General features: G+C 64.6%; 20 protein-coding genes and 1 tRNA gene. 14 read left to right on the top strand and 7 right to left on the bottom strand.

What is annotated here, in order from left to right:
• Window positions 1–66 precede the first annotated feature (66 nt).
• Complete coding sequence (locus tag LB565_RS11115) at window positions 67–474, top strand: F0F1 ATP synthase subunit epsilon (protein ID WP_140634255.1); 408 nt, start codon at window positions 67–69, stop codon at window positions 472–474.
• A gap of 192 nt (window positions 475–666) precedes the next feature.
• On the opposite strand, the gene LB565_RS11110 is transcribed toward LB565_RS11115, so the two are convergent.
• Window positions 667–2,151 carry a mannitol dehydrogenase family protein gene (locus LB565_RS11110; RefSeq protein ID WP_224583807.1) on the bottom strand — a complete coding sequence of 495 codons (1,485 nt, stop codon included), beginning with the start codon at window positions 2,149–2,151 and terminating at the stop codon, window positions 667–669.
• A 181-nt stretch (window positions 2,152–2,332) separates the two neighbouring features.
• On the opposite strand from LB565_RS11110, the gene uxaC reads away from it, so the two are divergent.
• The 3 genes from uxaC to LB565_RS11095 all read left to right on the top strand — a co-directional run bounded on the left by uxaC (window position 2,333) and on the right by LB565_RS11095 (window position 4,932).
• Complete coding sequence (gene uxaC, locus LB565_RS11105) at window positions 2,333–3,742, top strand: glucuronate isomerase (protein WP_224583805.1); 1,410 nt, start codon at window positions 2,333–2,335, stop codon at window positions 3,740–3,742.
• Window positions 3,743–3,803: 61 nt separating this feature from the next.
• Window positions 3,804–4,571, top strand: a complete 768-nt coding sequence (gene kduD, locus LB565_RS11100) for a 2-dehydro-3-deoxy-D-gluconate 5-dehydrogenase KduD (RefSeq protein ID WP_224583876.1) — start codon at window positions 3,804–3,806, stop codon at window positions 4,569–4,571.
• A 31-nt stretch (window positions 4,572–4,602) separates the two neighbouring features.
• The gene (locus tag LB565_RS11095; RefSeq protein WP_224583802.1) at window positions 4,603–4,932 is read left to right on the top strand and encodes a cupin domain-containing protein; all 330 of its coding nucleotides are present in this window, start codon (window positions 4,603–4,605) and stop codon (window positions 4,930–4,932) included.
• A gap of 247 nt (window positions 4,933–5,179) precedes the next feature.
• On the opposite strand, the gene LB565_RS11090 is transcribed toward LB565_RS11095, so the two are convergent.
• Window positions 5,180–5,806 carry a LysE family translocator gene (locus tag LB565_RS11090; RefSeq protein ID WP_224583800.1) on the bottom strand — a complete coding sequence of 209 codons (627 nt, stop codon included), beginning with the start codon at window positions 5,804–5,806 and terminating at the stop codon, window positions 5,180–5,182.
• 442 nt (window positions 5,807–6,248) lie between these two features.
• On the opposite strand from LB565_RS11090, the gene LB565_RS11085 reads away from it, so the two are divergent.
• Window positions 6,249–7,895 (top strand): sulfotransferase, encoded by a 1,647-nt coding sequence (locus LB565_RS11085; protein WP_224583798.1) that lies wholly within the window; start codon window positions 6,249–6,251, stop codon window positions 7,893–7,895.
• Entirely contained in the window at window positions 7,895–9,739 is a 1,845-nt protein-coding gene (recQ, locus tag LB565_RS11080) for a DNA helicase RecQ (RefSeq protein WP_224583797.1), read from the top strand. Before LB565_RS11085 ends, recQ begins: the two co-directional genes overlap by 1 nt.
• 24 nt (window positions 9,740–9,763) lie before the next feature.
• Here the strand turns inward: recQ and LB565_RS11075 are convergent, their stop codons facing one another.
• From LB565_RS11075 to LB565_RS11065, 3 genes are all read right to left on the bottom strand, one after another.
• Window positions 9,764–10,747, bottom strand: coding sequence for a DUF1186 domain-containing protein (locus LB565_RS11075; protein WP_224583795.1), 984 nt, complete (start codon window positions 10,745–10,747; stop codon window positions 9,764–9,766).
• 193 nt (window positions 10,748–10,940) lie between these two features.
• Window positions 10,941–11,369, bottom strand: a complete 429-nt coding sequence (locus LB565_RS11070) for a hypothetical protein (protein ID WP_224583793.1) — start codon at window positions 11,367–11,369, stop codon at window positions 10,941–10,943.
• A gap of 270 nt (window positions 11,370–11,639) precedes the next feature.
• Window positions 11,640–11,729 (bottom strand) — tRNA-Ser (locus LB565_RS11065).
• Window positions 11,730–12,065: 336 nt separating this feature from the next.
• Between LB565_RS11065 and LB565_RS11060 the strand changes: the two genes are divergently transcribed.
• The 3 genes from LB565_RS11060 to LB565_RS11050 all read left to right on the top strand — a co-directional run bounded on the left by LB565_RS11060 (window position 12,066) and on the right by LB565_RS11050 (window position 13,842).
• The gene (locus tag LB565_RS11060; RefSeq protein WP_224583791.1) at window positions 12,066–12,761 is read left to right on the top strand and encodes a 50S ribosomal protein L21; all 696 of its coding nucleotides are present in this window, start codon (window positions 12,066–12,068) and stop codon (window positions 12,759–12,761) included.
• A gap of 98 nt (window positions 12,762–12,859) precedes the next feature.
• The gene (rpmA, locus tag LB565_RS11055; protein ID WP_095767205.1) at window positions 12,860–13,129 is read left to right on the top strand and encodes a 50S ribosomal protein L27; all 270 of its coding nucleotides are present in this window, start codon (window positions 12,860–12,862) and stop codon (window positions 13,127–13,129) included.
• Between the two features lie 125 nt (window positions 13,130–13,254).
• Window positions 13,255–13,842 (top strand): GNAT family N-acetyltransferase, encoded by a 588-nt coding sequence (locus LB565_RS11050; protein WP_224583790.1) that lies wholly within the window; start codon window positions 13,255–13,257, stop codon window positions 13,840–13,842.
• A gap of 183 nt (window positions 13,843–14,025) precedes the next feature.
• Here LB565_RS11050 and LB565_RS11045 read toward each other — a convergent pair whose 3' ends face one another.
• Window positions 14,026–14,889, bottom strand: a complete 864-nt coding sequence (locus LB565_RS11045) for an endonuclease/exonuclease/phosphatase family protein (protein WP_224583787.1) — start codon at window positions 14,887–14,889, stop codon at window positions 14,026–14,028.
• A gap of 292 nt (window positions 14,890–15,181) precedes the next feature.
• On the opposite strand from LB565_RS11045, the gene obgE reads away from it, so the two are divergent.
• From obgE to LB565_RS11020, 5 genes are all read left to right on the top strand, one after another.
• Window positions 15,182–16,210 (top strand): GTPase ObgE, encoded by a 1,029-nt coding sequence (gene obgE / locus LB565_RS11040; protein WP_224583786.1) that lies wholly within the window; start codon window positions 15,182–15,184, stop codon window positions 16,208–16,210.
• A gap of 4 nt (window positions 16,211–16,214) precedes the next feature.
• On the top strand, window positions 16,215–17,354 hold the full coding sequence (gene proB, locus LB565_RS11035) for a glutamate 5-kinase (protein WP_224583785.1): 1,140 nt from the start codon (window positions 16,215–16,217) through the stop codon (window positions 17,352–17,354).
• Between the two features lie 79 nt (window positions 17,355–17,433).
• Window positions 17,434–18,720: a glutamate-5-semialdehyde dehydrogenase gene (locus LB565_RS11030; RefSeq protein WP_224583783.1), complete on the top strand. Its 1,287-nt coding sequence runs from the start codon at window positions 17,434–17,436 to the stop codon at window positions 18,718–18,720.
• 83 nt (window positions 18,721–18,803) lie between these two features.
• Window positions 18,804–19,391, top strand: a complete 588-nt coding sequence (locus LB565_RS11025) for a nicotinate-nucleotide adenylyltransferase (protein WP_224583875.1) — start codon at window positions 18,804–18,806, stop codon at window positions 19,389–19,391.
• Between the two features lie 91 nt (window positions 19,392–19,482).
• The gene (locus LB565_RS11020; RefSeq protein ID WP_224583781.1) at window positions 19,483–20,769 is read left to right on the top strand and encodes an MFS transporter; all 1,287 of its coding nucleotides are present in this window, start codon (window positions 19,483–19,485) and stop codon (window positions 20,767–20,769) included.
• Between the two features lie 20 nt (window positions 20,770–20,789).
• Here LB565_RS11020 and LB565_RS11015 read toward each other — a convergent pair whose 3' ends face one another.
• Window positions 20,790–21,641 carry a mechanosensitive ion channel family protein gene (locus tag LB565_RS11015; protein WP_224583779.1) on the bottom strand — a complete coding sequence of 284 codons (852 nt, stop codon included), beginning with the start codon at window positions 21,639–21,641 and terminating at the stop codon, window positions 20,790–20,792.
• Window positions 21,642–21,856 lie beyond the last annotated feature (215 nt).

Genomic DNA, 21,856 nt, shown 5'->3' with positions numbered 1-21,856 from the left:
GAGCAACGGGTTTGGCGAGTTTCTTCACTACTCGCTACTCGCTATTCCCTACTCGCTAAATTGAATATGGCTGAAGCTTTCAAGTTCGAACTGGTCTCGCCGGAAAAGCTGCTCGTTTCCGAGCAGGTCGAGTCCGTCGTGATACCCGGTGCCGAAGGCGAGATGACGGTGATGGCGCAGCACGCGCCGGTCATGACGACCATCAAGCCCGGCGTCGTCACGATAAAGACCGCGGGCGGCAAGGAAGAGCGCTTCGTCGTGTTCGGCGGTTTCGCCGACATCCTGCCTTCCGGCTGCACGCTTCTTGCCGAATCGGCAACGCATGTGAACGATATCGACCGCGCCGACCTCGCCCGCCGCATCCAGGAGGCCAAGGAAGATGCGGCCGACGCCAAGGACGACGAGAGCCGCAGCAAGGCGGAGCAGTTCCTCAGCCAGCTCACCACGCTGGAAGGCGCGCTGCTGCCGGCCTGATTTCGGCTGCCGATAAGTGATTGAGAAAGGTGGGGCTTGTCCCCGCCTTTTTTGTTGCCGCTTTTCGCTCGCCAAAGAGTCCCGAATGCGAACCGGGTCGACTATGCCGCGCGGCAGGTGGTGAACGGGTCGGCCGGCGAACAAGTGTGAAGTCGTCCCGGCTCACCGTCGAGCCAATACCGGGCACAAACGCTATCCGGCTGTTCCACTCTTGCTACCGATGCCGAGCGCGGCAAGAGCCAGCTTCGGACCGCCCTGCTTGAAATGGACGAGGTGGGTGGCGACAAACTCGATCAACTTCTGTCGTTCTGGATGGCCTTTGGCAAAGCCGGCGAGGTCGAACACGGCCTTGGCCATCGTTGCCGTTGGCAGGTTGCGGCCGAACAGGTCGCTGAGCGCCGCATCGAGCGGATCGGTGAAGTGACCATCAGGCAAACTGCCACGGCGCGCGGCGCATGCGGCGATCCAGGCGGCGACAACCAGCGACAGATGTTCCGGCAGCAAGCCAGCCTCCAGCCGGGCGAGGGCGGAGGCGACGATGCGCTGCGGCAGCTTCTGGCTGCCGTCATTGGCGATCTGTGCGGTGCGGTGGGCAAGCGCGGTGTTGGAAAAGCGCGCGGCGAGCTCGGCCGTGTAGGCGCTTGTGTCGAGCCCGGCATCCTGCGGCAGCGTTGGGATGGCCTCCTGCCATAGCGCATCGACGAATTGCCGGATCGACGGATCGACAAAGGCGCGGTCGACGGTGGCGTGGCCGCTGAGCAGGCCGAGATAGGCGATGCCCGAATGCGCGCCGTTGAGCAGCCTGAGCTTCATGTCCTCGAAGGGGCCGACATCCTCGACCATGGCGACGCCGAATTTCTCCCAAGCCGGCCGTCCGGCCGGAAAGCGGTCCTCAATTACCCATTGCCGGAACGGCTCGGTCATCACCGGCCAGGCGTCCTCGACGCCGAGCTGTTGCGCGACGCGCGCCCGGTCGGCATCGGTGGTCGCCGGCACGATGCGGTCGACCATGGAAGACGGGAAGGCGACTTCGTCGGCGACATGGCGCGCAAGATCAGCATCGCGCAATTTCGCGAACTCGATCAACAACCGGTGCAGCGTGGCGCCGTTGGCTGGCAGGTTGTCGCAGCAGAGGACGGTGAAGGCAGGCGCGCCGGCGGCCCGGCGGCGCGCAAGCGATTCGGCGAGAAATCCATGCGCCGTCTTCGCCGATCCCGGGTTGGCGAGGTCGTGAACAATATCGGGATGCGCGCTGTCGAGCGCGCCGTCGGCTGCCCTGAGATAAGCCTTTTCGGTGATGGTGAGCGTGACGATGCGGATGCGCGGGTCGGTCAGCGCGGCGAGCACCGCGCCCGGGTCCTCCGGGGCGACGAGCAAGGATTGGATCGAGCCGATGACCTGCAGCTGTTCGCCGGCGCTGTCCCGGATTGCCAGCGTGTAGAGCTCGTCCTGCGGCTTGAGCGCATCGCGCGTGTCAGGGCTGCGCAGCGAGACGCCGATGATGCCCCAATCGCTCTCGCCGTCCGCCAGACAGGCATCGACATAGGCGGCCTGGTGGGCACGATGAAAAGCGCCGACCCCAAGATGGACGATGCCGGGCGTGACCGCGCGGCGGTCATAGCGCGGGATGGCGGCCGGCACATTCGCAATCGTCGTGTTCGACAGGCGCTTCTTCATCGAATGTGAAGTCTCCAATCGCTTACGGCCAGGCCGCCCGGATGACGGCAAAGATGGGTGGCGGCGTAGCATCCGCCGCTGCCGCCGACAATGGCTGCCGTACGCGTAACGGGCGCAGCTTTCGTGTGTTGACAGCATTTCTCCCGGACCCTACCGGTGGATCGCCGGAGGAGGGATCGACGTGGCCGCATTGACCGATCCGGATCTGCTGTTCGCCGCCGAAGGGCGCCTGCTTTCGCTCGCACGCGCGATTTACGCTTCGGTTCGGGACCTGCCCATCGTCAGCCCGCATGGTCATACCGACCCGCGCTGGTATGCGCTCGACGAGCCGTTTCCGGACCCCGCACAGCTGCTCATCGTGCCGGACCATTACATTTTTCGCATGCTGTTCAGCCAGGGCGTGCGGCTGGAAGAGCTCGGCGTGCCGGCGCTCGACGGTTCGCCGGTCGAGACCGATGGCCGGGCGATCTGGCGGCGCTTCGCCGAGCATTATTATCTCTTCCGCGGCACGCCGACACGGCTCTGGCTCGACCACGTGTTCGAACATCTGTTCGGCATCGAGGAGCCGCTCACCGCGACCAGCGCCGACCGCACTTACGATACGATTGCCACGCTGCTGCAGCGTGACGACTATCGGCCGCGCGCGCTGTTCGAGCGCTTCAACATCGAGGTGATCGCGACGACCGAAGGCGCGCTCGACGACCTCAAATGGCACCGTATGATCCGCGACAGCGGCTGGAGCGGCCGCGTCGTCACCGCCTACCGGCCGGACGCCGTCGTCGATCCCGATTTCGAGGGGTTCTCGGCCAATCTCGATCGCCTCGGCGAAATCACCGGATGCGATACCGGCACATGGGCCGGCTATCTCGACGCGCATCGAAAGCGCCGCGCCTATTTCAAGGAGTTCGGCGCCACCTCATCCGATCACGGCCACCCGACCGCCGAGACCGCCAATCTCTCCGATGCGGCGGCGCAGGAGCTGTTCAACCGCATTCGCCGCGGCTCGGAGGACGGCCGCGAGCGAAAACTGTTCCGCGCCCAGATGCTGACCGAAATGGCCAAGATGAGCCGTGACGACGGCCTGGTGATGCAGATTCACCCCGGATCATGGCGCAATCATTCGCCTTCCGTTTTCCAGAAATTCGGCCGCGACAAGGGCTTCGATATCCCGACCCGCACCGATTATGTGACGGCGCTGAAGCCGCTGCTCGACTGCGTCGGGCTGGAGCGCGACCTCACGATCATCCTGTTCACGCTGGACGAAACCAGCTACGCGCGCGAGCTGGCGCCGCTCGCCGGCGTTTATCCGGCGCTGAAGCTCGGACCGGCCTGGTGGTTCCACGACAGCCCGGAAGGCATGCGCCGTTTTCGCGAGATGACCACGGAGACGGCCGGTTTCTACAACACCGTCGGCTTCAATGACGACACGCGCGCCTTCCCGTCGATCACGGCGCGCCATGACGTCGCGCGCCGCGTCGACTGCGCCTTCCTGGCGCGGCTCGTCGCCGAGCATCGACTGCGCGAGGACGAGGCGCATGAGCTGGCCGGGGAGTTGGCCTATACACTTGCCAAGAAGGCCTATCGCCTGTGAAGACGCGCCGCCCCGGAACGACCGATCCTTCGATCGGCAGCAAGCGAAAGGCATGACGAGCTTGAGCGATCTTTCCGCCTTCAGCCTCACGGGCAAGCGCATCCTGGTCACCGGTGCCAATACCGGCATCGGGCAAGGTATCGCCGTGTCGATCGCGCGCGCCGGCGGCCTGGTCGTCGGCGTCGGCCGTTCGGCGATGGATGACACCGCCGGGAAAGTCGCCGCCGCGGGCGGCAGCTTCGAAGCGGTGAAGGCGGATCTTGGCGATCCGGCCGAGGCGGCCGCCATGCTCGACCGGGTCTGGAGCGAGAGCGGCCCGCTCGACGGCCTCGTCAACAATGCCGGCATCATCCGGCGCGCCGATGCGGTCGACCTGAGCGAAGCCGACTGGGACGAGGTGATGGAGGTCAATCTGAAGACGGTCTTCCGGCTCTGCCAGAGCTTTGCCAGGCGTGTGCTGGCGGAGCCCGGACGGCGCGGCAAGATCGTCAACATCGCCTCGGTGCTGAGTTTCCAGGGCGGCATCCGTGTCGCCTCCTATACGGCCTCGAAGCATGGCGTGCTCGGCCTCACAAGGCTGCTCGCCTGCGAATGGGCGGCCAAAGGCATCAACGTCAACGGCATCGCGCCGGGCTATGTCGAGACCAACAACACCGAGGCGCTGCGCGCCGACCCGGACCGCAGTGCCGCCATCCTCGGGCGCATCCCGGCAGGGCGCTGGGGCCGGCCCGACGATATCGGCGACGCGGCCGTGTTCCTGCTGGCGCGGGCGTCGGACTATATGCACGGCGCGTTGGTGCCGGTCGATGGCGGCTGGCTGGCGCGGTGACCTTCTGCCAATTTCGAACGGAGCCTGAGCGATGAGCGGTACCTTTTGCCATGCGGGCGAAAAGGCCTGGGAGCCGACGCGGGACGGCAACAGACGGCGCGTGCTGGTGCACACCGATGAATTGATGGTCGAGTTCGCCTTCGACAAGGGCGGCGTCGGGGCGCCGCATTTGCATCCGCATGTCCAGGCAAGCTATGTCGCCGAGGGGCGCTTCGAGGTCACCATCGACGGACGGTCGGAGATCCTCGAGACAGGGAGCAGCTTCATTGTGCCGTCCAATCTCGTGCATGGCGTCAAGGCGCTGGAGGCCGGGCGGTTGGTCGACAGCTTTGCGCCTTGCCGGACCGATTTCCTGGGCTGAGTATCGAAAGGAAAGCCTGCGCCGTCAGGCGCGGGCTAGAGCAATTCCAGGAAAAGTGTGAGCGGTTTTCCGTCCGGAATTGCGTAAAAACAAAGAGATAGAGCGTTTCGCCGTTTCCGTGAAACGGTGAAACGCTCTTGTTGCCTTGGCGCTCACGGCGCCGCTGCGGTACTCAAACAATGCCGCAGGAGGGCAAACGTGCCGAAGCATGGTGAATATAGGCTTAACGGCCGCCGGATAAAACATCTCAGCGCTGCTGCAGCGCCAGGCGTATGCCGAGCGCGCAATAGATGCCGCCGACCACCTTGCCCTGCCATTTCAGCACCGCCGGATTGCGGCGCAGGAAGGAGCCCAGGCCGCCCGCGCTGACGGCGAAGACGACGGTGCTGAAGAGCCCGAGCAGGACAAAGATGATGCCAAGCAGCATCAGCTGCAGCACCACGAAACCGGCTTGCGGGTGCACGAATTGCGGCAGGAAGGCCAGGAAGAACAGCGCTGTCTTCGGGTTGAGCACTTCGGTCAGGATCGCCTGCCGAAAGGCCCGGCCCGCGGAAATGGGCAGCGTCCTGCCCGCCAGGCCAGCCGGCGTCTTTTCGAGAATGGCGCGGATGCCCAGATAAACGAGGTAGGCCGCGCCGATATATTTGACGATGCTGAACAGCATCGCCGAAGCGGCGATGATGGCCGAGATGCCGACGATGGCCATGATGGTGTGGATCACGTCACCCGCAGCGACACCGGCGCCGGTGGCGATGCCGACCTTGGTGCCCGAGCTCGTCGCCCGCGCGACCGTGAGCAGCGTCGCCGGTCCCGGAATGAAGACGAAGCCGAACACGACGGCGACGTAAGTGATGAGCGTGGCGGGATCGATCATGCAACGTTCCTTGTGCATCGGCCGCCGGCAGCGGATGGCGGCCTGGCGTTATAGCACCGCAGATTGCGCCGGTGGAACTTTCACCGGCGGCGCCGAGATTCGAAGCGGAATGCCGTGACAGCCTGCCAGACTTCGATGATTTCGTCACGCGTCCAACATCTCGCCTGCGCGGTGTCTGTTCGGGATAAACCCCGGTATGGCCCTCGAGCTTCCGTTTCAACGGACGCCGTTGTATCGAAACGACAAGACCGAATGAAGCCAGGCCGGCAATCGAGCCAAGGCGCCTGCCGCTGGCGGCGCCGGCGGGATCAACCCTTGAAGGAGCTAGCTTGGAAGGGCAAGCGGGGTGTGAGATCCGGCAAAGCCGGGCCGGAACGTGCGGGCTCCACAACAGGCGGGCTTGTCCCCGGGGCGGAGCTGTTAGCCGGAGGCAGCCCGCCGCATGATCTCGCAACCCATCCTCACCGCAACGCGGCGTGGACTTATCGTCACGCCGGACATGTTGCCTGCCGGCGACGGGATCAACATCAACGGGCCGTCGCTGATCTGCATGCCCGATTGGGCGCCGGCGCGGCTGGGCGCTTACCATCTCTACTTCGCCGATCATGGCGGCTCCTATATTCGCCTCGCTTACGCCGATACGATCGAAGGCCCGTGGCACATACATCCTGGCGGGGTTCTGTCCCTCGATCATTGCCCGTTCATCAAGGGGCACATTGCGTCTCCCGACGTTCATGTCGATCAGCAGAATCATCGCTTCGTCTTGTATTTCCATGGGCCGGCAAAAGGCGGGGAAGGCCAGATGACCTTTGCCGCGACATCCGGTGACGGTCTCCATTTCAATCCGCTTCCCCAGCCGCTCGGGCCTTCCTATGCGCGGTTCTTCCACCACGACAATTGGTGGTACGGTCTTCTCGGGACGAGAACCGTCACCGTTTTCCGTTCCGGAACCGGTATCTCTGATTTTGAACGGGGCCCGGTCGTACTGCCTCCCATGAACCGCCGTCCGACCCCACGGCATCTGGCGCTGCAGAAATCCGGTCGCTGGCTGCGGGTCTTTTACACGCGCAGGGGCGATGCGCCGGAACGGATCCTTCACGGCACCATCGATCTCGCCGACGACTGGTGGGATTGGACGGTGCGGGGCGAGACCGAACTGCTGCGGCCGCAGGCGGACTTCGAAGGCGCGGATTTGCCGGTCTGCCCCGGCCGTGACGGGGCGGCCGAAGGCAGGGAGAATGCGTTGCGCGATCCCGCCATTTTCGAGGAGAACGGCCGCACCTGGCTTCTCTACGCCGTCGCGGGAGAGAGCGGCATCGCCTTGGCCGAGATCACGTCGAGGGACGTCCCTGCCAAAGCAGCCCTAACGCCGGCGACCGCTCTGCGCCGCGGCGCAAGACGATTTTTCTGGCGCCTGCGCAAGGCCGCGCGCAGGCTGCCCTCGGCAATGACGTTTCGCAAACGAATCTTCATTGCCGGCTGTGCTCGCAGCGGAACCACGCTCAGCCGTCGCTTGATGGGGTGTTTCGACGATACCTATGTCCATGCGGACGAAGCGCCGTATCAAGCGCTGCTCGAACTGGATCGCCCCCAATTCAATCTAGTCGTCAAACGCACTCATGAGAGCCATAGGGACATCGAGCATCTGCCTGCCTCGGTCGGGTTGATCTATTGCGTGAGGCATCCTTTCGACGTGCTCACCAGCTCTCATCCGGAGACTGTGAACGAGCGCCGTTTTCATGTAACGACGGAACGCTGGGAGGCGGAGTACGACGGATTGATGCGGCTCAGACAGACTCAGCCCGAAAGAGCCGTTTTCTATTTGCGCTATGAAGAGCTGATCGCAGAACCGGATATCGTCCAGGGCAGGATCGCTCGATCATTCGATCTTTCACCGGTCACCCTGTACAGCGGTGATGCCGGCAATCCGATACGGGCGACGTCGCTGAGAAAATGGGAGCGCAATGAAGAATTCCGGACCTATCTGCATAGCCTGCCGACGGCGTTCCTCGCTCGCGTGGAAGGCTTCTGCCGCGAATTCGGCTACGAGATGCCGGCTGACATCTTGAACGCTGGAACGGCGCGGTAATGCCGGCGCAGGCAGCGAGCATCCGGGCCGAGGATCACAAGCGGCGCGTCCTGAAGGATGTGTTCGGCTTCGACGATTTTCGCCCCGGACAGGCCGCTGTGATCGAGGCGCTGCTCTCCGGACGGCATGTGCTTGCGGTGATGCCGACAGGCGCCGGCAAGTCGCTCTGCTATCAGGTTCCGGCGCTGGTCAAAGGCGGGCTCACCATCGTGGTGTCGCCGCTGGTGGCGCTCATGCAGGATCAGGTCGCCGCCTTGCGCCTTGCCGGTGTGGCCGCCGACACGATCAACTCCTCGTTCGACCGCGACGCCAATGTCGCTGCCTGGCGGCGCGTGGCGTCCGGGCAGACGCGGCTGCTCTATCTGGCGCCGGAGCGGCTGATGACGGAGCGGATGCTCGAAGCGCTGTCCCGGCTTGATGTCGGCCTGATCGCCATCGACGAGGCGCATTGTATCTCGCAATGGGGACCCGCCTTCCGGCGCGAATATGAGGACCTGTCGCAGTTGCGCGGCGTGTTTCCGCAAGTGCCCATCATCGCGCTGACGGCGACGGCAGACGAGGCCACGCGCGCCGACATCGAAGCGCGGCTGTTTGCCGGGCGCGCCGAAACCCTAGTGCTGGGCTTCGACCGGCCCAACATCAAGCTGGCGATAGAGCCCAAGCAGGACAGCAAGCGCCAGCTGCTGCGCTTCATCGAGCGTCACCCGGGCAAGAGCGGCATCATCTATTGCCTGTCGCGCCGCACGACGGAGGAGATGGCGGCTTTCCTGGAGAAGAACGGCGTGCGCGCGCTCGCCTACCACGCCGGCATGAGCAAGGAGGCGCGGGAGGCGAACCAAAACATCTTCATGAGCCTGTCGGGCGTCGTCATGGTGGCGACCATCGCCTTCGGCATGGGCATCGACAAGCCCGACGTCGCCTATGTCTTCCACACCGATCTGCCCGGCAGCCTGGAGGCCTATTACCAGGAGATCGGCCGCGCCGGTCGCGACGGCCGGGCGGCGGAAGCGCATATGCTCTACGGCGCCGGCGACATCCGCACGCGCCGGATGTTCATCGACGACGAGGATACCTCGCCCGAGCACAAAAGACGGGCGCATCGCCGGCTCGACACGCTGATCGGCTATTGCGAGACGGCGCAGTGCCGGCGCCAGGTGCTGCTCGGCTATTTCGGCGAGGAGGCGCAAGCCTGCGGCAACTGCGACAATTGCCTCGACCAGGCGCCGCGCGCCGATGGCAGCGCCGAGGCGCGGATCATCCTCGCAGCAGTCGCGCAAAGCGGCGAGCGCTTCGGCGCCGCCCATGTCATCGATATCCTGCTCGGCCATGAGACTGAAAAGGTGCTGGCCAGAGGCCATCAGAAGATCGCCAGCTTCAAGACCGGCATCATGCACCGGAAGCCGGTCTGGCTGTCGCTCGTCCGGCAACTTGTCGCCGGCGGCTTCCTGGTGCCGGATCCCGACGGCCATGGCGGCCTCGCCATCTCCGAAAGCGGCCGCGCGCTCGGCCGCGGCGAGGTTGCGTTCGAGTATCGCGTCGAGGGCCGGGACCGTCTCGCGCGCGGCAGGAAGCGGGCCGCGCAAGGCTCCGCCACGGATGGTGAGGGCGTCGACGCATCGCTTCTGGCGACGCTTAAAACGCTGCGGCTGCGGCTCGCCAAGGAACGCCAGGTGCCGGCCTATGTGGTGTTCTCCGACCGCACGCTGATCGACATGGCCGAGCGCCGTCCGCGCGACCTCGACGATTTCGCCGAGGTGAACGGCGTGGGTGCAGCCAAGCTCAAGGAGTTCGGCGAGATCTTCGTGAGCGCGATCGCGGCGCATGAGGCGAGTGGGTCGAGCTAAGGACGGGCTTGACGCGTCACCTCGTCATTCCGCGATTGCCAAGCAGCATTTCTTGAATTTCTTGCCGCTTCCACAAGGGCACGGATCGTTGCGCCCGATATCGCGCCAAGGGTTGGTGGCCGGTATCACGCTGGAGAAGGCCAGCTCCAGCCGTGAGGCTTGCCCATCCTCGTCAAGATCGAAATCGTCGTCGCTAAAATCGAAGCCGTCGTCATCGTCAAGGCCGCGGGTCCAATCCAGCGCCACAAGGACATCCTCGATGTAACTCAGGCTGGCGCGGTCGAACCGGCCAATGTCGCCGGGTTGCTGCTCGGCTTCCCGCAGGTCGTTTTCGAAATCACTGCGTTCAAGCGCATCTTCCGGGATACGGCCCTCATCCCAAGCGCTGTAGACAAGCGGAACGAGGTCTCGCAGGGCAAGCATCGCGATGGCTTGCAGCCAGCCGACCCACACGTAATCCCAGTCGTCGGCAAGCCTCTCCCTGTAGAACCGTTCCACGAAATCCCTTGTCCGGTCGCGCTCGATGCGGCCTTCCCAGGTCAAAAAGGTCACCGCACCAAACGCTGCATCGCGGATGAATTCGTCGGCGGAGCGGTCGGCAATGATGTCGAACAGCACGCCGGCGTCGCCGTCGAATACGCCTACGATGATGCGCGACAGCGTTTCGGTTATGGCGTCGCCAAGCAGCCGGTCGGCTTCCTTCCCAGGGCGGCGCAGCAGACGCAGCAAAGCTTGGCATGCCTGGGTGTCACGGACGCCGCCGAGGATATACACGCCCCTGAAGAGCAGCATCTCTTCATCGTCCGACAAAGGCTGTCCGTTGGCGGCTCGTTCCAGGACCGCGCGCAGCGCAGGCGCGGATTCTTCTATCCTGATCGTGCAGGCAGCGATCGCGAGATTCGGCACCTGCCGTTCGGTCGCCACGGCATGGAGATAGCGGTCTATCGGATACAACTCGAAGTCGCCGCTGTCGTTGGAGAGCAGCTTTTCCAGATCTTCTTTTTTCATCGCGTCCCGTCGCGTCGATGGAGCCCCGGCCCGGCGGCATGCTATCGATCCCCCAGCCGCCTGGTCAAAGGGCGGCTGGAGCGGTTCATCGTTTTCACGGAAACGGCGGCCGCTCTATCCCTTTGTTTTTACGCAATTCCGGGCGGGAGGCTATGGCGAAACCGCCGAGCCCAACCGCTTTTCCTGGAATTGCTCAACGCCAAAGGCACACCCGGACGTCCTTCCCGGCATAGCAGGCGCCTTCGCGGCGAAGCTCTCCCCAATCGCCTGCCTCGCCGTGCGTGTCGCGAATATCCGCGTTGCCGTAGCCTGCCCAAAGATCACCGTCCTTGTACACGACGGCCCAGTAATCCTTCGACATCTCACCGGCCCCGCTATGCGTGTCGGGATAGTCGATGCCTGCGAAAACCTGCTTGGGCCCCTGGATATTGAAATCGCCGCCCTTCTCGATTTGATAAGAGCATCTTCCGGAGATGCGGGTCTCGCCGTGAACGACGAGCAGGCAGCGGCCCCATTTGTAGCCGCTTGGCAGACGATGCTGCGGTTGCGCGTGCGAAGGTGAAGGGAAAAAGGCAATTGCCAGGGCAAAGGCGAAAGTTCGCCCGATCATCTTGTCATCCATTGTGAAGCCGCGACCGGACATTCTTAGATTTCGCCCCCGAGCGCATGTGGTCTTCTGCGCGACGACCCCCTTGAGATCACATTATTATCGATCACGGTCGGGTTTTTGTCACCCGAGAGCCGCGGGATTTCATCGCAGGCCGGTATGGCGCGGTGAGGGGATTTAGGGCTCCGAGCCACCCTCCTTCGCTAAAACTTCGGAGGACATCCTGCTTCGCGCTGAAAGGAATTCCCTGGACCTGTCCTGCGAAGCGCGCAGCGCGAAGCAGGATGGCGGAGAGGGAGGGATTCGAACCCCCGATACCCTTGCGAGTATGCCGCATTTCGAGTGCGGTGCATTCGACCACTCTGCCACCTCTCCGCGAGGTCATGGTCGGCCGTTGCCGGCGCGGCGCACTAGATAACGGCTGACTGCTAGAGTTACAAGGCCCTATTCGACCGATTTCCGGCTTCCGCAAAAAGCGATTGCGACGTCACGGATCGATATTTGCCGGCACCGTCGCTTACGGCCTCCAAGGACAAGGACGCTTACCTGTCGCTTGCCTTGACTCCGGCGCAACCTTCGGTTAGGGACAGCCCGCATTCGGCGTGGAGGCTCTTCCGCGCCGCTTGTTTTTTGAACCCGCAGACTGACAAAAAGACGGCCGAACCGCCTGACGCGGTTCATCGAGGCCGACCGAACAGCGAAAGGCAAAAAATGTTCGCAGTCATCAAAACGGGCGGCAAGCAGTATCGCGTCGCCGCCAACGATCTCCTGAAGATCGAGAAACTCGAAGCCAAGGTCGGCGACATCGTCGAGATCGGCAATGTGCTCGCGCATGGCGAGGGCGAGAATGTCACCTTCGGCGCGCCGTTCGTCGATGGCGCCATGGTCACGGCGGAAGTCGTCGAGCAGGGCAAGAACCGCACCGTCATCGCTTTCAAGAAGCGCCGCCGCCAGAATTCGCGCCGCAAGATCGGCCACCGCCAGCTTCTGACTACCGTCCGGATCGCCGAGATCCTGCTGGGCGGCGCCAAACCGTCGAAGAAGGCCGCCAAGGCCGAGGCCAAGGCACCCGAAGCCAAGGCGGAAGTCGCCGCCGAGGCGAAGGCCGAGACCGCTCCGAAAGAGGCCAAGGCCAAGAAGGAGCCCAAGGCCGCTCCGAAGGAAGAGGCCGAGGCAAAGGCCGCGCCGCTGTTCAAGGCGCCGAAGGGCGAGCCGGATGACCTGACCGTGATCAAGGGCATCGGCCCGGTCGCGGCGAAGGACCTCGCCGAGCAGGGCATCGTCACCTTCGCGCAGCTCGCCAAGCTCTCCGACAAGGACGTCGCCAAGATCGACGAGCACATGCCCTTCAGCGCCGACCAGATCAAGGACTGGCGCGAGCAGGCCAAGGAACTGGCGAAGAAGTAATTTTCCGGCGACGATCGTCGCCGGTACGGACTTGAAACGGAACGCGAACGCGTTCATAAGACCATTCAAGCGCCTTTGGGCGCATCGGAGTTAGTCAAATGGCACACAAGAAAGCTGGCGGTTCGTCGCGCAATGGTCGCGATTCGCACTCCAAGCGTCTGGGCGTGAAGAAGTTCGGCGGCGAAGCCGTCATCGCCGGCAACATCATCATTCGTCAGCGCGGCACGCAATGGCATCCGGGCACCAATGTTGGCATGGGCACGGACCACACCCTTTTTGCGCTCGAAGCCGGCGCAGTCACCTTCAACAAGAAAGCCAACGGCCGAACCTACGTATCGGTGAACCCGATCACCAAAGCAGCGGAGTAGCCGGTTCCGCACCATAACACCGGCGCCCATCTCGGGAACCGGTGTCTGGCCAGGCCAGGAAAAGGATCAGGAGAGATGGGCTTGCCCTCTCTCCTTTTTCATTTTTCTTGCCCTGGAGGACTAAAATGGTTGCCGAAGCGGAAGGCACCGAAGACGAAAGTTACGCGATCGATTGCCCGGCGCTTGCCACCGAGCGGCTGGTCATGCGCGCTCCGTGCGAGAGCGATCTCGAACAACTCGTAACGCTTGCCGACAACCGGCATGTCGCCGAAATGCTGGCCCGCATGCCGCATCCCTATGGCGAAGCCGAGGGCCGCACCTTCCTTGCCATCGCGGCTTCGCGGCGCGCCGGCATCGTCTATGTCCTGACGCTCAAGGATACCGGCACCTTCGTCGGCTGCGCGGGGCTCAACACCACCGACCGCGGCCTGGAACTGGGCTACTGGATCGGCGAGCCCTATTGGAAGCGCGGCTATGCCACCGAGGCCGCGCACGCCCTGGTCGATCTCGCCTTCCAGCGGACCTCGATCCAGGTGCTGCATGCCTCGACCCGGGTGATCAATCCGGCCTCGCGCCGGGTCATCCACAAATGCGGCTTCCAGTATGCCGGCCAGGGCATGCTGAACTCGATCGTCGCCGGCCAGGTGCCGGTCGAGCGTTACCGGCTGGACAGGAAGACGTGGACCAGTCTCAGGAATTGGGTGCACTTTTGATGGTTGCTTCACGGGGCTGAGCAAGCGCCCCTCACCCGGATTGCCAACCGAATTGCGAAGGGCAATTCGGGGCAATCCGACCTCTCCCCAAGGGGAGAGGAGCAGGTAAGCGCCGGCGCCAATCTCTTCTCCCCTCGGGGAGAAGGTGGCCGCGTAGCGGCCGGATGAGGGGGAGGCCAGAGCTCAGCCCAGCTCGGCCCAGAGCGGCAGGTGGTCGGAGCCGACGGCGTCTCGGTCGGACCACAGGCGCTGCAGCGATCTGGCGAGCGAGGCGCTGGTGAAGATGTAGTCGATGCATTTGTACCGGCTTTTGTCGCCGGGGCGGTCGAGGTCGACCCAGGTGACGAGGTCGGCGACGGCAAGACGCTGGGCGACGTCGACGGCGAGATCGGCCGTCAGCGGCATGCCGAACTCATGGTCAGGGCGGCCGGCGAGTTCGACATATTCGGGCGAGCCCGGCAGCATGTTGAAGTCGCCCATGACGATGAAGGCTTCCGGATAGGGCAGGTCCGGCAGGCCGATCTCGGGAATGCCCGACAGGCCGCCGCCTTCCAGCGCATAATTCAAGAGGCGCTGGCGCAGGAAACGGATTTGGCTCTGGCGTTCGACCGGGCTGCGGTGGTCGAGATGGGTGGAATAGAAGCGGATGAAGCCGAGCGGCGTTTCGATCAGCGCTTCGAGCGCGCCGCGCTGGAAGTTCATGGTCTCGAGGCTGCGGCTGCGCGGCAGAAGGAGATTGCGCGACAGATGAATGGGCGTCTTCGACAGCACCATGTTGCCGAGCTGGAAGGAGGTCGAGATGGCGCGGCCGTTCTCCAGGCGCGAGCCGATATTGACCTCGAAATTGCTGCCATAGGCGGCAAAATAATCGGGCAGCGCCTCGCTGATCTCGGCCACCATGTCGCGGTCGCCGTTGCGCGGGTTGTTGCGGGTCACTTCTTGCAGCGCGATGATGTCGGCGCCGCGCACCGCATCGGCGATGCGGCCGACGTCGTATTTGCCGTCGAGGCCGATGCCGTACTGGATGTTGTAGGTGACGATCTTCATTCCCGCGCCCCTTCAGTCATGCCGCACCGGTGCTACCGCGTCCCCGGCAAAAGGGCATCCGGCGCTTTAGTCGCAAATCGGCCTCGCCCTCAGCCCTGCCTTGGTTTAAGGCATGTCGAGATTCAGGTGATGCCGGCCTGCAAATGCCGGCTTCCTGCGCTTCCGGTGCTCACGTACTTTAGTACGCTCCGCTCCGGTTCTCGGAACCCGCCATTTTCGGCTCGGCCTGACCTGAATCTCAACATGCCTTAGAGCAATCGCTCATGACGATCAGCAGAAACTTGAAACTCCAATGAAATTCCTCGATCAAGCCAAGGTTTACATCCGTTCCGGCGACGGCGGCGCCGGTTCGGTGTCGTTCAGGCGCGAAAAATTCATCGAGTTCGGCGGCCCGGATGGCGGCGACGGCGGCCGCGGCGGCGATGTCTGGGTGGAAGTGGTCGACGGGCTGAACACGCTGATCGACTATCGCTACCAGCAGCATTTCAAGGCCAAGACCGGCATGCACGGCATGGGCCGCAACATGACGGGCGCCAAGGGCGCCGACGTGACGCTGAAGGTGCCGGCGGGCACGCAGGTCTTTGCCGAGGACAATGAGACGCTGATCTGCGACCTGACCGTGGTCGGCCAGCGCTTCCTGCTCGCCAAGGGCGGCAATGGCGGCTTCGGCAACCAGCATTTCAAGACCTCGACCAACCAGGCGCCGCGACGCGCCAATCCCGGCCAGCCTGGCGAGGAATTGAGCATCTGGCTCCGGCTCAAGCTGATCGCCGACGCCGGCCTGGTCGGCATGCCCAATGCCGGCAAGTCGACCTTCCTTGCGGCCGTCACCGCGGCCAAGCCGAAGATCGCCGACTATCCGTTCACGACGCTTCACCCCGGGCTCGGCGTCGCCCGCATCGACGGCCGCGAATTCGTGCTGGCCGACATTCCGGGCCTGATCGAGGGCGCGCATGAGGGGGTGGGCATCGGCGACCGTTTCCTTGGCCATGTCGAGCGCACGCGCGTGCTGCTTCATCTGGTCTCCGCGCAGGAGGAAAATCCCGGCAAGGCCTACAAGACGGTGCGCGCCGAGCTCGAAGCCTATGGCCATGGGCTGACCGACAAGGTCGAGATCGTGGCGCTCAGCCAGGTCGATATCCTCGACGCGGACGCCCGCAAGAAGAAGGCCGCGTCGCTGAAGCGCGCCGCCGGCCGCGCGCCGATACTTTTGTCGGCCGTCACCGGCGAAGGCGTCGAGCAGGTGTTGCGCGCGCTGATGGCGGTGGTCGCCGAATCGCGCGACGCCGTTCCGGCTCCTGTCGACACGCGCTGGCAGTAAACCCATGAAATCTCTGAAATCATACCGGCGCATCACCGTGAAGATCGGCTCTGCGCTGCTTGTCGACCGCGCGACAGGCCTGAAGCGCGACTGGCTGACCTCGCTTGCAGACGACATCGCGGTGCTGGCTGAGGCCGGCGCGGAAGTGCTCGTCGTCTCCTCGGGCGCGATCGCGCTCGGCCGCACCATTCTCGGCCTCGGCAAGCGCGCGCTGAAGCTCGAGGAGAGCCAGGCCGCCGCCGCCGTCGGCCAGATCGCGCTTGCCGGCGCGTGGTCGGACGCGCTCGGCAAGGACGGGCTGAAATCGGGCCAGATTCTTCTCACTCTTGGCGACACGGAGGAGCGCCGGCGCTACCTCAATGCGCGCGCGACGATCTCGACGCTGCTCAAGATGAAGGCGGTGCCGGTCATCAACGAGAACGACACGGTGGCGACCTCGGAAATCCGCTACGGCGACAATGACCGGCTGGCGGCCCGCGTTGCGACGATGATGGGCGCCGACCTGCTGGTGCTGCTTTCCGACATCGACGGGCTTTATACGGCGCCGCCGGCCAAGGATCCGCAGGCGAAGTTCGTCCCGGTCGTCGACCGCATCACGCCGGATATCGAGGCGATGGCGGGCGCGGCGGCTTCGGAGCTGTCGCGCGGCGGCATGCGCACGAAGCTCGATGCCGGCAAGATCGCCAATGCCGCCGGCACCGCCATGATCATCACGTCGGGCACCAGGCTTTCGCCGCTGATGGCGATCGAGCGCGGCGAGCGCGCGACCTTCTTCAAGCCCAGCGCCAACCCCGTGAAGGGCTACAAGACCTGGATCGCCGGGCAGCTCGAGCCGGCCGGACGGCTCACGGTGGATGCCGGCGCCGTCGGGGCGTTGAAGTCCGGAAAGTCGCTGCTGGCTGCCGGCGTCAAGCTGGTCAGCGGCAATTTCTCGCGCGGCGACACGGTGGCGATCCTGTCGCCGGAGGGCCGCGAGATCGCGCGCGGGCTGGTTGCCTATGATGCGGCCGATGCCGTAAGGATCGCGGGTCTGAAGACGGCCGAGATCGAAAACGTGCTCGGCTACGAGGCGCGTTCGGCGATGATCCATCGCGACGACCTTGTGGTAAGCCTTGCCGGTGACCAAGTATTGGCCGACGACTAGAGCAATTCCGGGAAAAGTGCGAAGCGGTTTTCGGCCCGGGATTGCGTGGGAATAGAGAGCTGGGGCGGAGGGATGATCCATGCTGAAGCTGCATGAAAAATCCGGCGAAGGCACCGTGGCGCTGATGGCCGATATCGGTCGCCGCGCCCGCGCGGCCGCCCGACCGTTGGCCGTCGCTTCCACCGAAGCCAAGAATGCCGCACTTGCCGCTATGGCGGACGCTATCCTGCACAACGAGCGGGCGATCCTGGAGGCCAATGCCATCGACATGTCGAATGGCAAGGAGGCCGGTTTGTCCGGCTCCTTCATGGACCGGCTGAAGCTTGACGCCCCGCGCATCAAGGCGATGGCCGACGGCATCCGCGAGATCGCCGCCCTCAAGGATCCGGTCGGCGACGTCATTGCTGCATGGGACCGACCGAACGGGCTCCATATCGAGCGCGTGCGCACGCCGCTCGGCGTCATAGGCGTCATTTATGAAAGCCGGCCGAATGTGACGGCGGACGCCGGCGCGCTTTGCCTCAAGGCGGGCAATCCGGTGATCCTGCGGGGCGGCTCGGATTCGATCAACTCGTCGTCAGCGATCCATGCCTGCATGGTCGAAGGACTGAAGGCCGCCGGCCTGCCGCAAGACGCCATCCAGCTGGTGCCGACCACCGACCGCGCCGCCGTCGGCGAGATGCTGAAAGGTCTCGGCGGCAATCTCGACGTCATCGTCCCGCGCGGCGGCAAAAGCCTGGTCGGGCGCGTGCAGACCGAGGCGCGGGTGCCGGTCTTCGCGCATCTGGAAGGCATCTGCCATCTCTATATCGACCGCTCGGCCGATCTCGACATGGCGATCAAGATCGCGGTCAACGCCAAGATGCGGCGTACAGGCGTTTGCGGCGCCGCCGAGACCTTGCTGGTCGACCGCGCGGTGGCCCCCACGCATCTGGTGCCGATCCTGGAGGCGCTGCGCGCCGCCGGCTGCGAGATCCACGCCGATGCCGAGGTGATGAAAGCCTTCGCCGACGCCAGCCTGGCCACCGATGCCGACTGGGTGACGGAATATCTCGACGCCATCATCGCGGTGAAGCTGGTCGACGGCGTCGCCGGTGCGATCGAGCATATCGAGACCTTCTCCTCTCACCACACCGAGGCGATCATCGCCGAGGACGCGCAGGCGGTCGAAAAATTCTTCAACGATATCGACTCGGCGATCCTGCTGCACAACGCCTCGACGCAGTTCGCTGATGGCGGCGAGTTCGGCATGGGCGCCGAGATCGGCATCGCCACCGGCAAGATGCATGCGCGCGGGCCGGTCGGCGTCGAGCAGCTCACCTCGTTCAAATACCGCGTGCGCGGGACTGGACAGGTGAGGCCTTGACCTTTTTCGCCCAGAAGGCCTGAGGGAGGCCAAGGCGAATGCTTTCCCAACCTGAACAGCCTGTCCCGGCCCGCTACATTCGCATGCCGCATGCAGCCAGGGGCCTGACCGTCGGGCTGTTCGGGGGCTCGTTCAATCCGCCGCATGCCGGCCATGCGCTGGTTGCTGAGATCGCGCTGAGAAGGCTCGCGCTCGACCAGCTGTGGTGGATGGTGACGCCCGGCAATCCGCTGAAAAACGCGCGGGAACTGAAGCCGCTCGCCGAGCGTATCGAGCTGTCCGAAAAGATCGCCAGGAATCCGAAGATCAAGGTCACCGCCTTCGAGGCGGCGCAGCATGTGCGCTACACCGCCGACACGCTCGCTCTGGTCAAGGCGCGCAATCCGGGCGTCGATTTCGTCTGGATCATGGGCGCGGACAGTTTGCGCGACTTCCACCACTGGCAGCGCTGGCGCGAGATCGTGCTGACCTTCCCGATTGCGGTCATCGATCGCCCGGGCGCGACGCTCTCCTTCCTGTCGTCGGTCGTCGCCAAGACATTCGACTATGCCCGCATCGACGAGGGCGACGCGCCGCTGCTTGCCCGCATGCAGGCGCCGGCCTGGACCTTCATCCACGGTCCGCGTTCGTCGCTCTCCTCCACCGCGATCCGCAAGGCAGCGGAGGGGTAGGTGCCCACCTTCTCCCACAAGGGGAGAAGGAGAAGGCTCGCCATGTCGCTTTTAGGGCGGCTTTTCGCCCGCCGGCAGGAGATGCTGGCGCATGCTGCAGCAGGACCAAGCCACAACCGATCGGACACACACCGCGCAATCGGCGCCGCTGATCGCCATTGCCAGCGTCATCGTGTCGATGGCGCTGATCGCGATCGGCAATGGACTGATGTTCGCCTATATCCCAGTGCGTCTCGGCGCCGACGGGTTCGACCCGACTTGGGCCGGGCTGATCGTCACCGGGCTTTCGGCCGGCGGGCTGGCTGGCTGTATCCTGACCGGGCCGCTGGTCAGGCGCGTCGGCCACGCCCGCGCCTTCATGGTGCTGTCGGCGCTGATTGCGCTTTCCAACGCCGCGATCGGCGCCGGGCCGATCCCGCTGCTGTGGATCGCCGCGCGGGCGCTCTACGGCTTCGCCATTTGCGGGCTGTTCATTGTCGCGCAGAGCTGGCTGAATGACGCCTTGCCGAATTCGATCCGCGGCCGGGTCATGGCGGTGTTCTACGTCGCCTATATCGCCGGGCTGGGCGTGGGTTACGCGACGCTCGCCGCGGTCGACATCCATACAGCCGCGGCAGCGCTGATCGGCATCACCTTCACCGCGCTTTCCATCCTGCCGGTCGGCATGACGCGGCTCGCTCAGCCGCCGGCGCCGCAGGCCGCATCGGTGGCGCTGCGTCGCGCCTGGCGCATCTCGCCGGTCGGCGTCGCCGGCATGCTCGCCGTCGGCGGCCTGTCGATGATCGTTTCCGGCTTCGCGCCGATCCACGCCACGGCCAAGGGCTACAGCCAGGCCGATGTGGCGCTGCTGTTGTCGGCGATGCCGGTCGGCACTCTGATCCTGCAGATCCCCCTCGGCTGGATTTCCGACCGCACCGACAGGCGCCACGTGCTGGCGGGCGCGGCGGCGCTTGCGGTCGTCGCCAGCATGCTTGCCATTGTCTTCGACGGCGGCGCGCTGACGGTGCTGGTGGTGATTTATCTCCTCTGGGACGGGGCGGCGGAATCGATCTATGCACTCTCCAGCGCGCATGCCGCCGACCGCGCCGCCAAGGACGAGCTTCTGGCGCTGTCGAGCTCGATGCTGTTTGCGTGGTCGCTTGCGGGCTTCATCGTGCCGGGTCTCGTGACCGCGCTTTCCGCCGTCTTCGGCACCGCGACCTTCATCTATGTCGGCATCGTCATCGCATCGGTCTTCTGCCTGTTCGTGCTGTGGCGCGTGATGGCGGGCCGGCCGGCGCCCGCGCCCGCAAGCGGCACTTTCGCGCCGATGTCGGCGCAGACGCCCTTGCCGGTGGAGCTTGCCTTCGCGCCGGACGAGACGTCAACCAAGCGCTGATCGGGGAAGCGCTGGCCGGGCTACTGCTTGCGTGCTTCCGGCGCCGGCACCGCCGGCGGCGGCAGCGGGATCGAGATGCCTTCGCTGTCGAAAGCCTGCTTGGCGCGCTTGGTCATGTCGATCTGGGTCGAGAAGTAGTCGGCCGCCGATGTCCAGTAGCGCAAGGTAAGCGAAACGGTCGCGTCGCCGAGACTGGCCACGAAGGCGATCGGCGCCGGTTCGCGGCGGATGCGTTTTTCGGCGCCGGCGATGGCAAGCAGCGTCTTTTGCGCGCGGTCGATGTCGTTCCAGGAGCCGATGCTCAAGCTCACGTCGGTGCGGCGCACCCCGTTGCGGGTGAAATTGCGTACCGGCTGGTTCCACAGCGTCGAATTGGGCGCCAGTATGTAGACGCCTTCGACGGTGCGCAGCTTGGTGGCGAACAGGCCGATCTCCTCGACCTTGCCGGCAATCGAGCCGACCTCGACATTTTCGCCGATGCGAAAGGGTCTTAGCGCCAGCAGCATGATGCCGGCGGCGATGTTCTGCAGCGTGCCCTGCAGCGCCAGCCCGATGGCCAGGCCGGCAGCGCCGATGGCGGCGATGATGGAGGCCGTCTGCACGCCGAACTGGCCGAGCACCATGATGACGACGAGGATCAGGATGGCGTAGCGCACGACCTGTGAGAAGAAATGCCGCAACGTCTCATCGAAGCCGTGGATGTGGCCGAGGCCGGCATAGATCGAGCGCTCGGCAAGCCCGGCGACGAGATAGCCGACGATCAGAAGGATGACGGCGCCGACGGCCGAGAAGGAATAGGAGACGATCAAGGTGCTGAGCTGCGCAAGGCCGGCCTGGATGGTCAGCAATGCGCTTTGCGGGTCGGTTGGCATGGCGGGGATCCCATTGGTCGGTGCGCCGATAACCCATGCGCTCGGGATCGGTTCCGCCTTTTGCAGCGTTGCGAAAGGCCTCCTGGACCATCGCGTGGAGATCACGCTTCGGGGCGGTCGTCTTGAAACTGCAACGGAACTCTGCCTATCTAAGTGGTATCACCTGATTTGCATGGGTGATTTGGTTGTTCTTGTTGGGAAAGGAAACACACTGA

The sequence above is a fragment of the Mesorhizobium sp. CA14 genome, from assembly GCF_020165195.1.
Classification (GTDB): Bacteria; Pseudomonadota; Alphaproteobacteria; order Rhizobiales; family Rhizobiaceae; genus Mesorhizobium.
This window is presented reverse-complemented; position numbering and strand designations above follow the sequence as displayed.

Coding starts and splice junctions, on each gene's coding strand:
- LB565_RS11115 (WP_140634255.1), top strand. CDS start 67: ATGGCTGAAGCTTTCAAGTTCGAACTGGTCTCGCCGGAAAAGCTGCTC.
- LB565_RS11085 (WP_224583798.1), top strand. CDS start 6,249: ATGATCTCGCAACCCATCCTCACCGCAACGCGGCGTGGACTTATCGTC.
- LB565_RS11070 (WP_224583793.1), bottom strand. CDS start 11,369: ATGGATGACAAGATGATCGGGCGAACTTTCGCCTTTGCCCTGGCAATT.
- LB565_RS11060 (WP_224583791.1), top strand. CDS start 12,066: ATGTTCGCAGTCATCAAAACGGGCGGCAAGCAGTATCGCGTCGCCGCC.
- recQ (WP_224583797.1), top strand. CDS start 7,895: ATGCCGGCGCAGGCAGCGAGCATCCGGGCCGAGGATCACAAGCGGCGC.
- LB565_RS11025 (WP_224583875.1), top strand. CDS start 18,804: ATGCCGCATGCAGCCAGGGGCCTGACCGTCGGGCTGTTCGGGGGCTCG.
- LB565_RS11045 (WP_224583787.1), bottom strand. CDS start 14,889: ATGAAGATCGTCACCTACAACATCCAGTACGGCATCGGCCTCGACGGC.
- LB565_RS11030 (WP_224583783.1), top strand. CDS start 17,434: ATGCTGAAGCTGCATGAAAAATCCGGCGAAGGCACCGTGGCGCTGATG.
- LB565_RS11075 (WP_224583795.1), bottom strand. CDS start 10,747: ATGAAAAAAGAAGATCTGGAAAAGCTGCTCTCCAACGACAGCGGCGAC.
- rpmA (WP_095767205.1), top strand. CDS start 12,860: ATGGCACACAAGAAAGCTGGCGGTTCGTCGCGCAATGGTCGCGATTCG.
- proB (WP_224583785.1), top strand. CDS start 16,215: ATGAAATCTCTGAAATCATACCGGCGCATCACCGTGAAGATCGGCTCT.
- LB565_RS11050 (WP_224583790.1), top strand. CDS start 13,255: ATGGTTGCCGAAGCGGAAGGCACCGAAGACGAAAGTTACGCGATCGAT.
- LB565_RS11110 (WP_224583807.1), bottom strand. CDS start 2,151: ATGAAGAAGCGCCTGTCGAACACGACGATTGCGAATGTGCCGGCCGCC.
- obgE (WP_224583786.1), top strand. CDS start 15,182: ATGAAATTCCTCGATCAAGCCAAGGTTTACATCCGTTCCGGCGACGGC.
- LB565_RS11095 (WP_224583802.1), top strand. CDS start 4,603: ATGAGCGGTACCTTTTGCCATGCGGGCGAAAAGGCCTGGGAGCCGACG.
- LB565_RS11015 (WP_224583779.1), bottom strand. CDS start 21,641: ATGCCAACCGACCCGCAAAGCGCATTGCTGACCATCCAGGCCGGCCTT.
- LB565_RS11090 (WP_224583800.1), bottom strand. CDS start 5,806: ATGATCGATCCCGCCACGCTCATCACTTACGTCGCCGTCGTGTTCGGC.
- LB565_RS11020 (WP_224583781.1), top strand. CDS start 19,483: ATGCTGCAGCAGGACCAAGCCACAACCGATCGGACACACACCGCGCAA.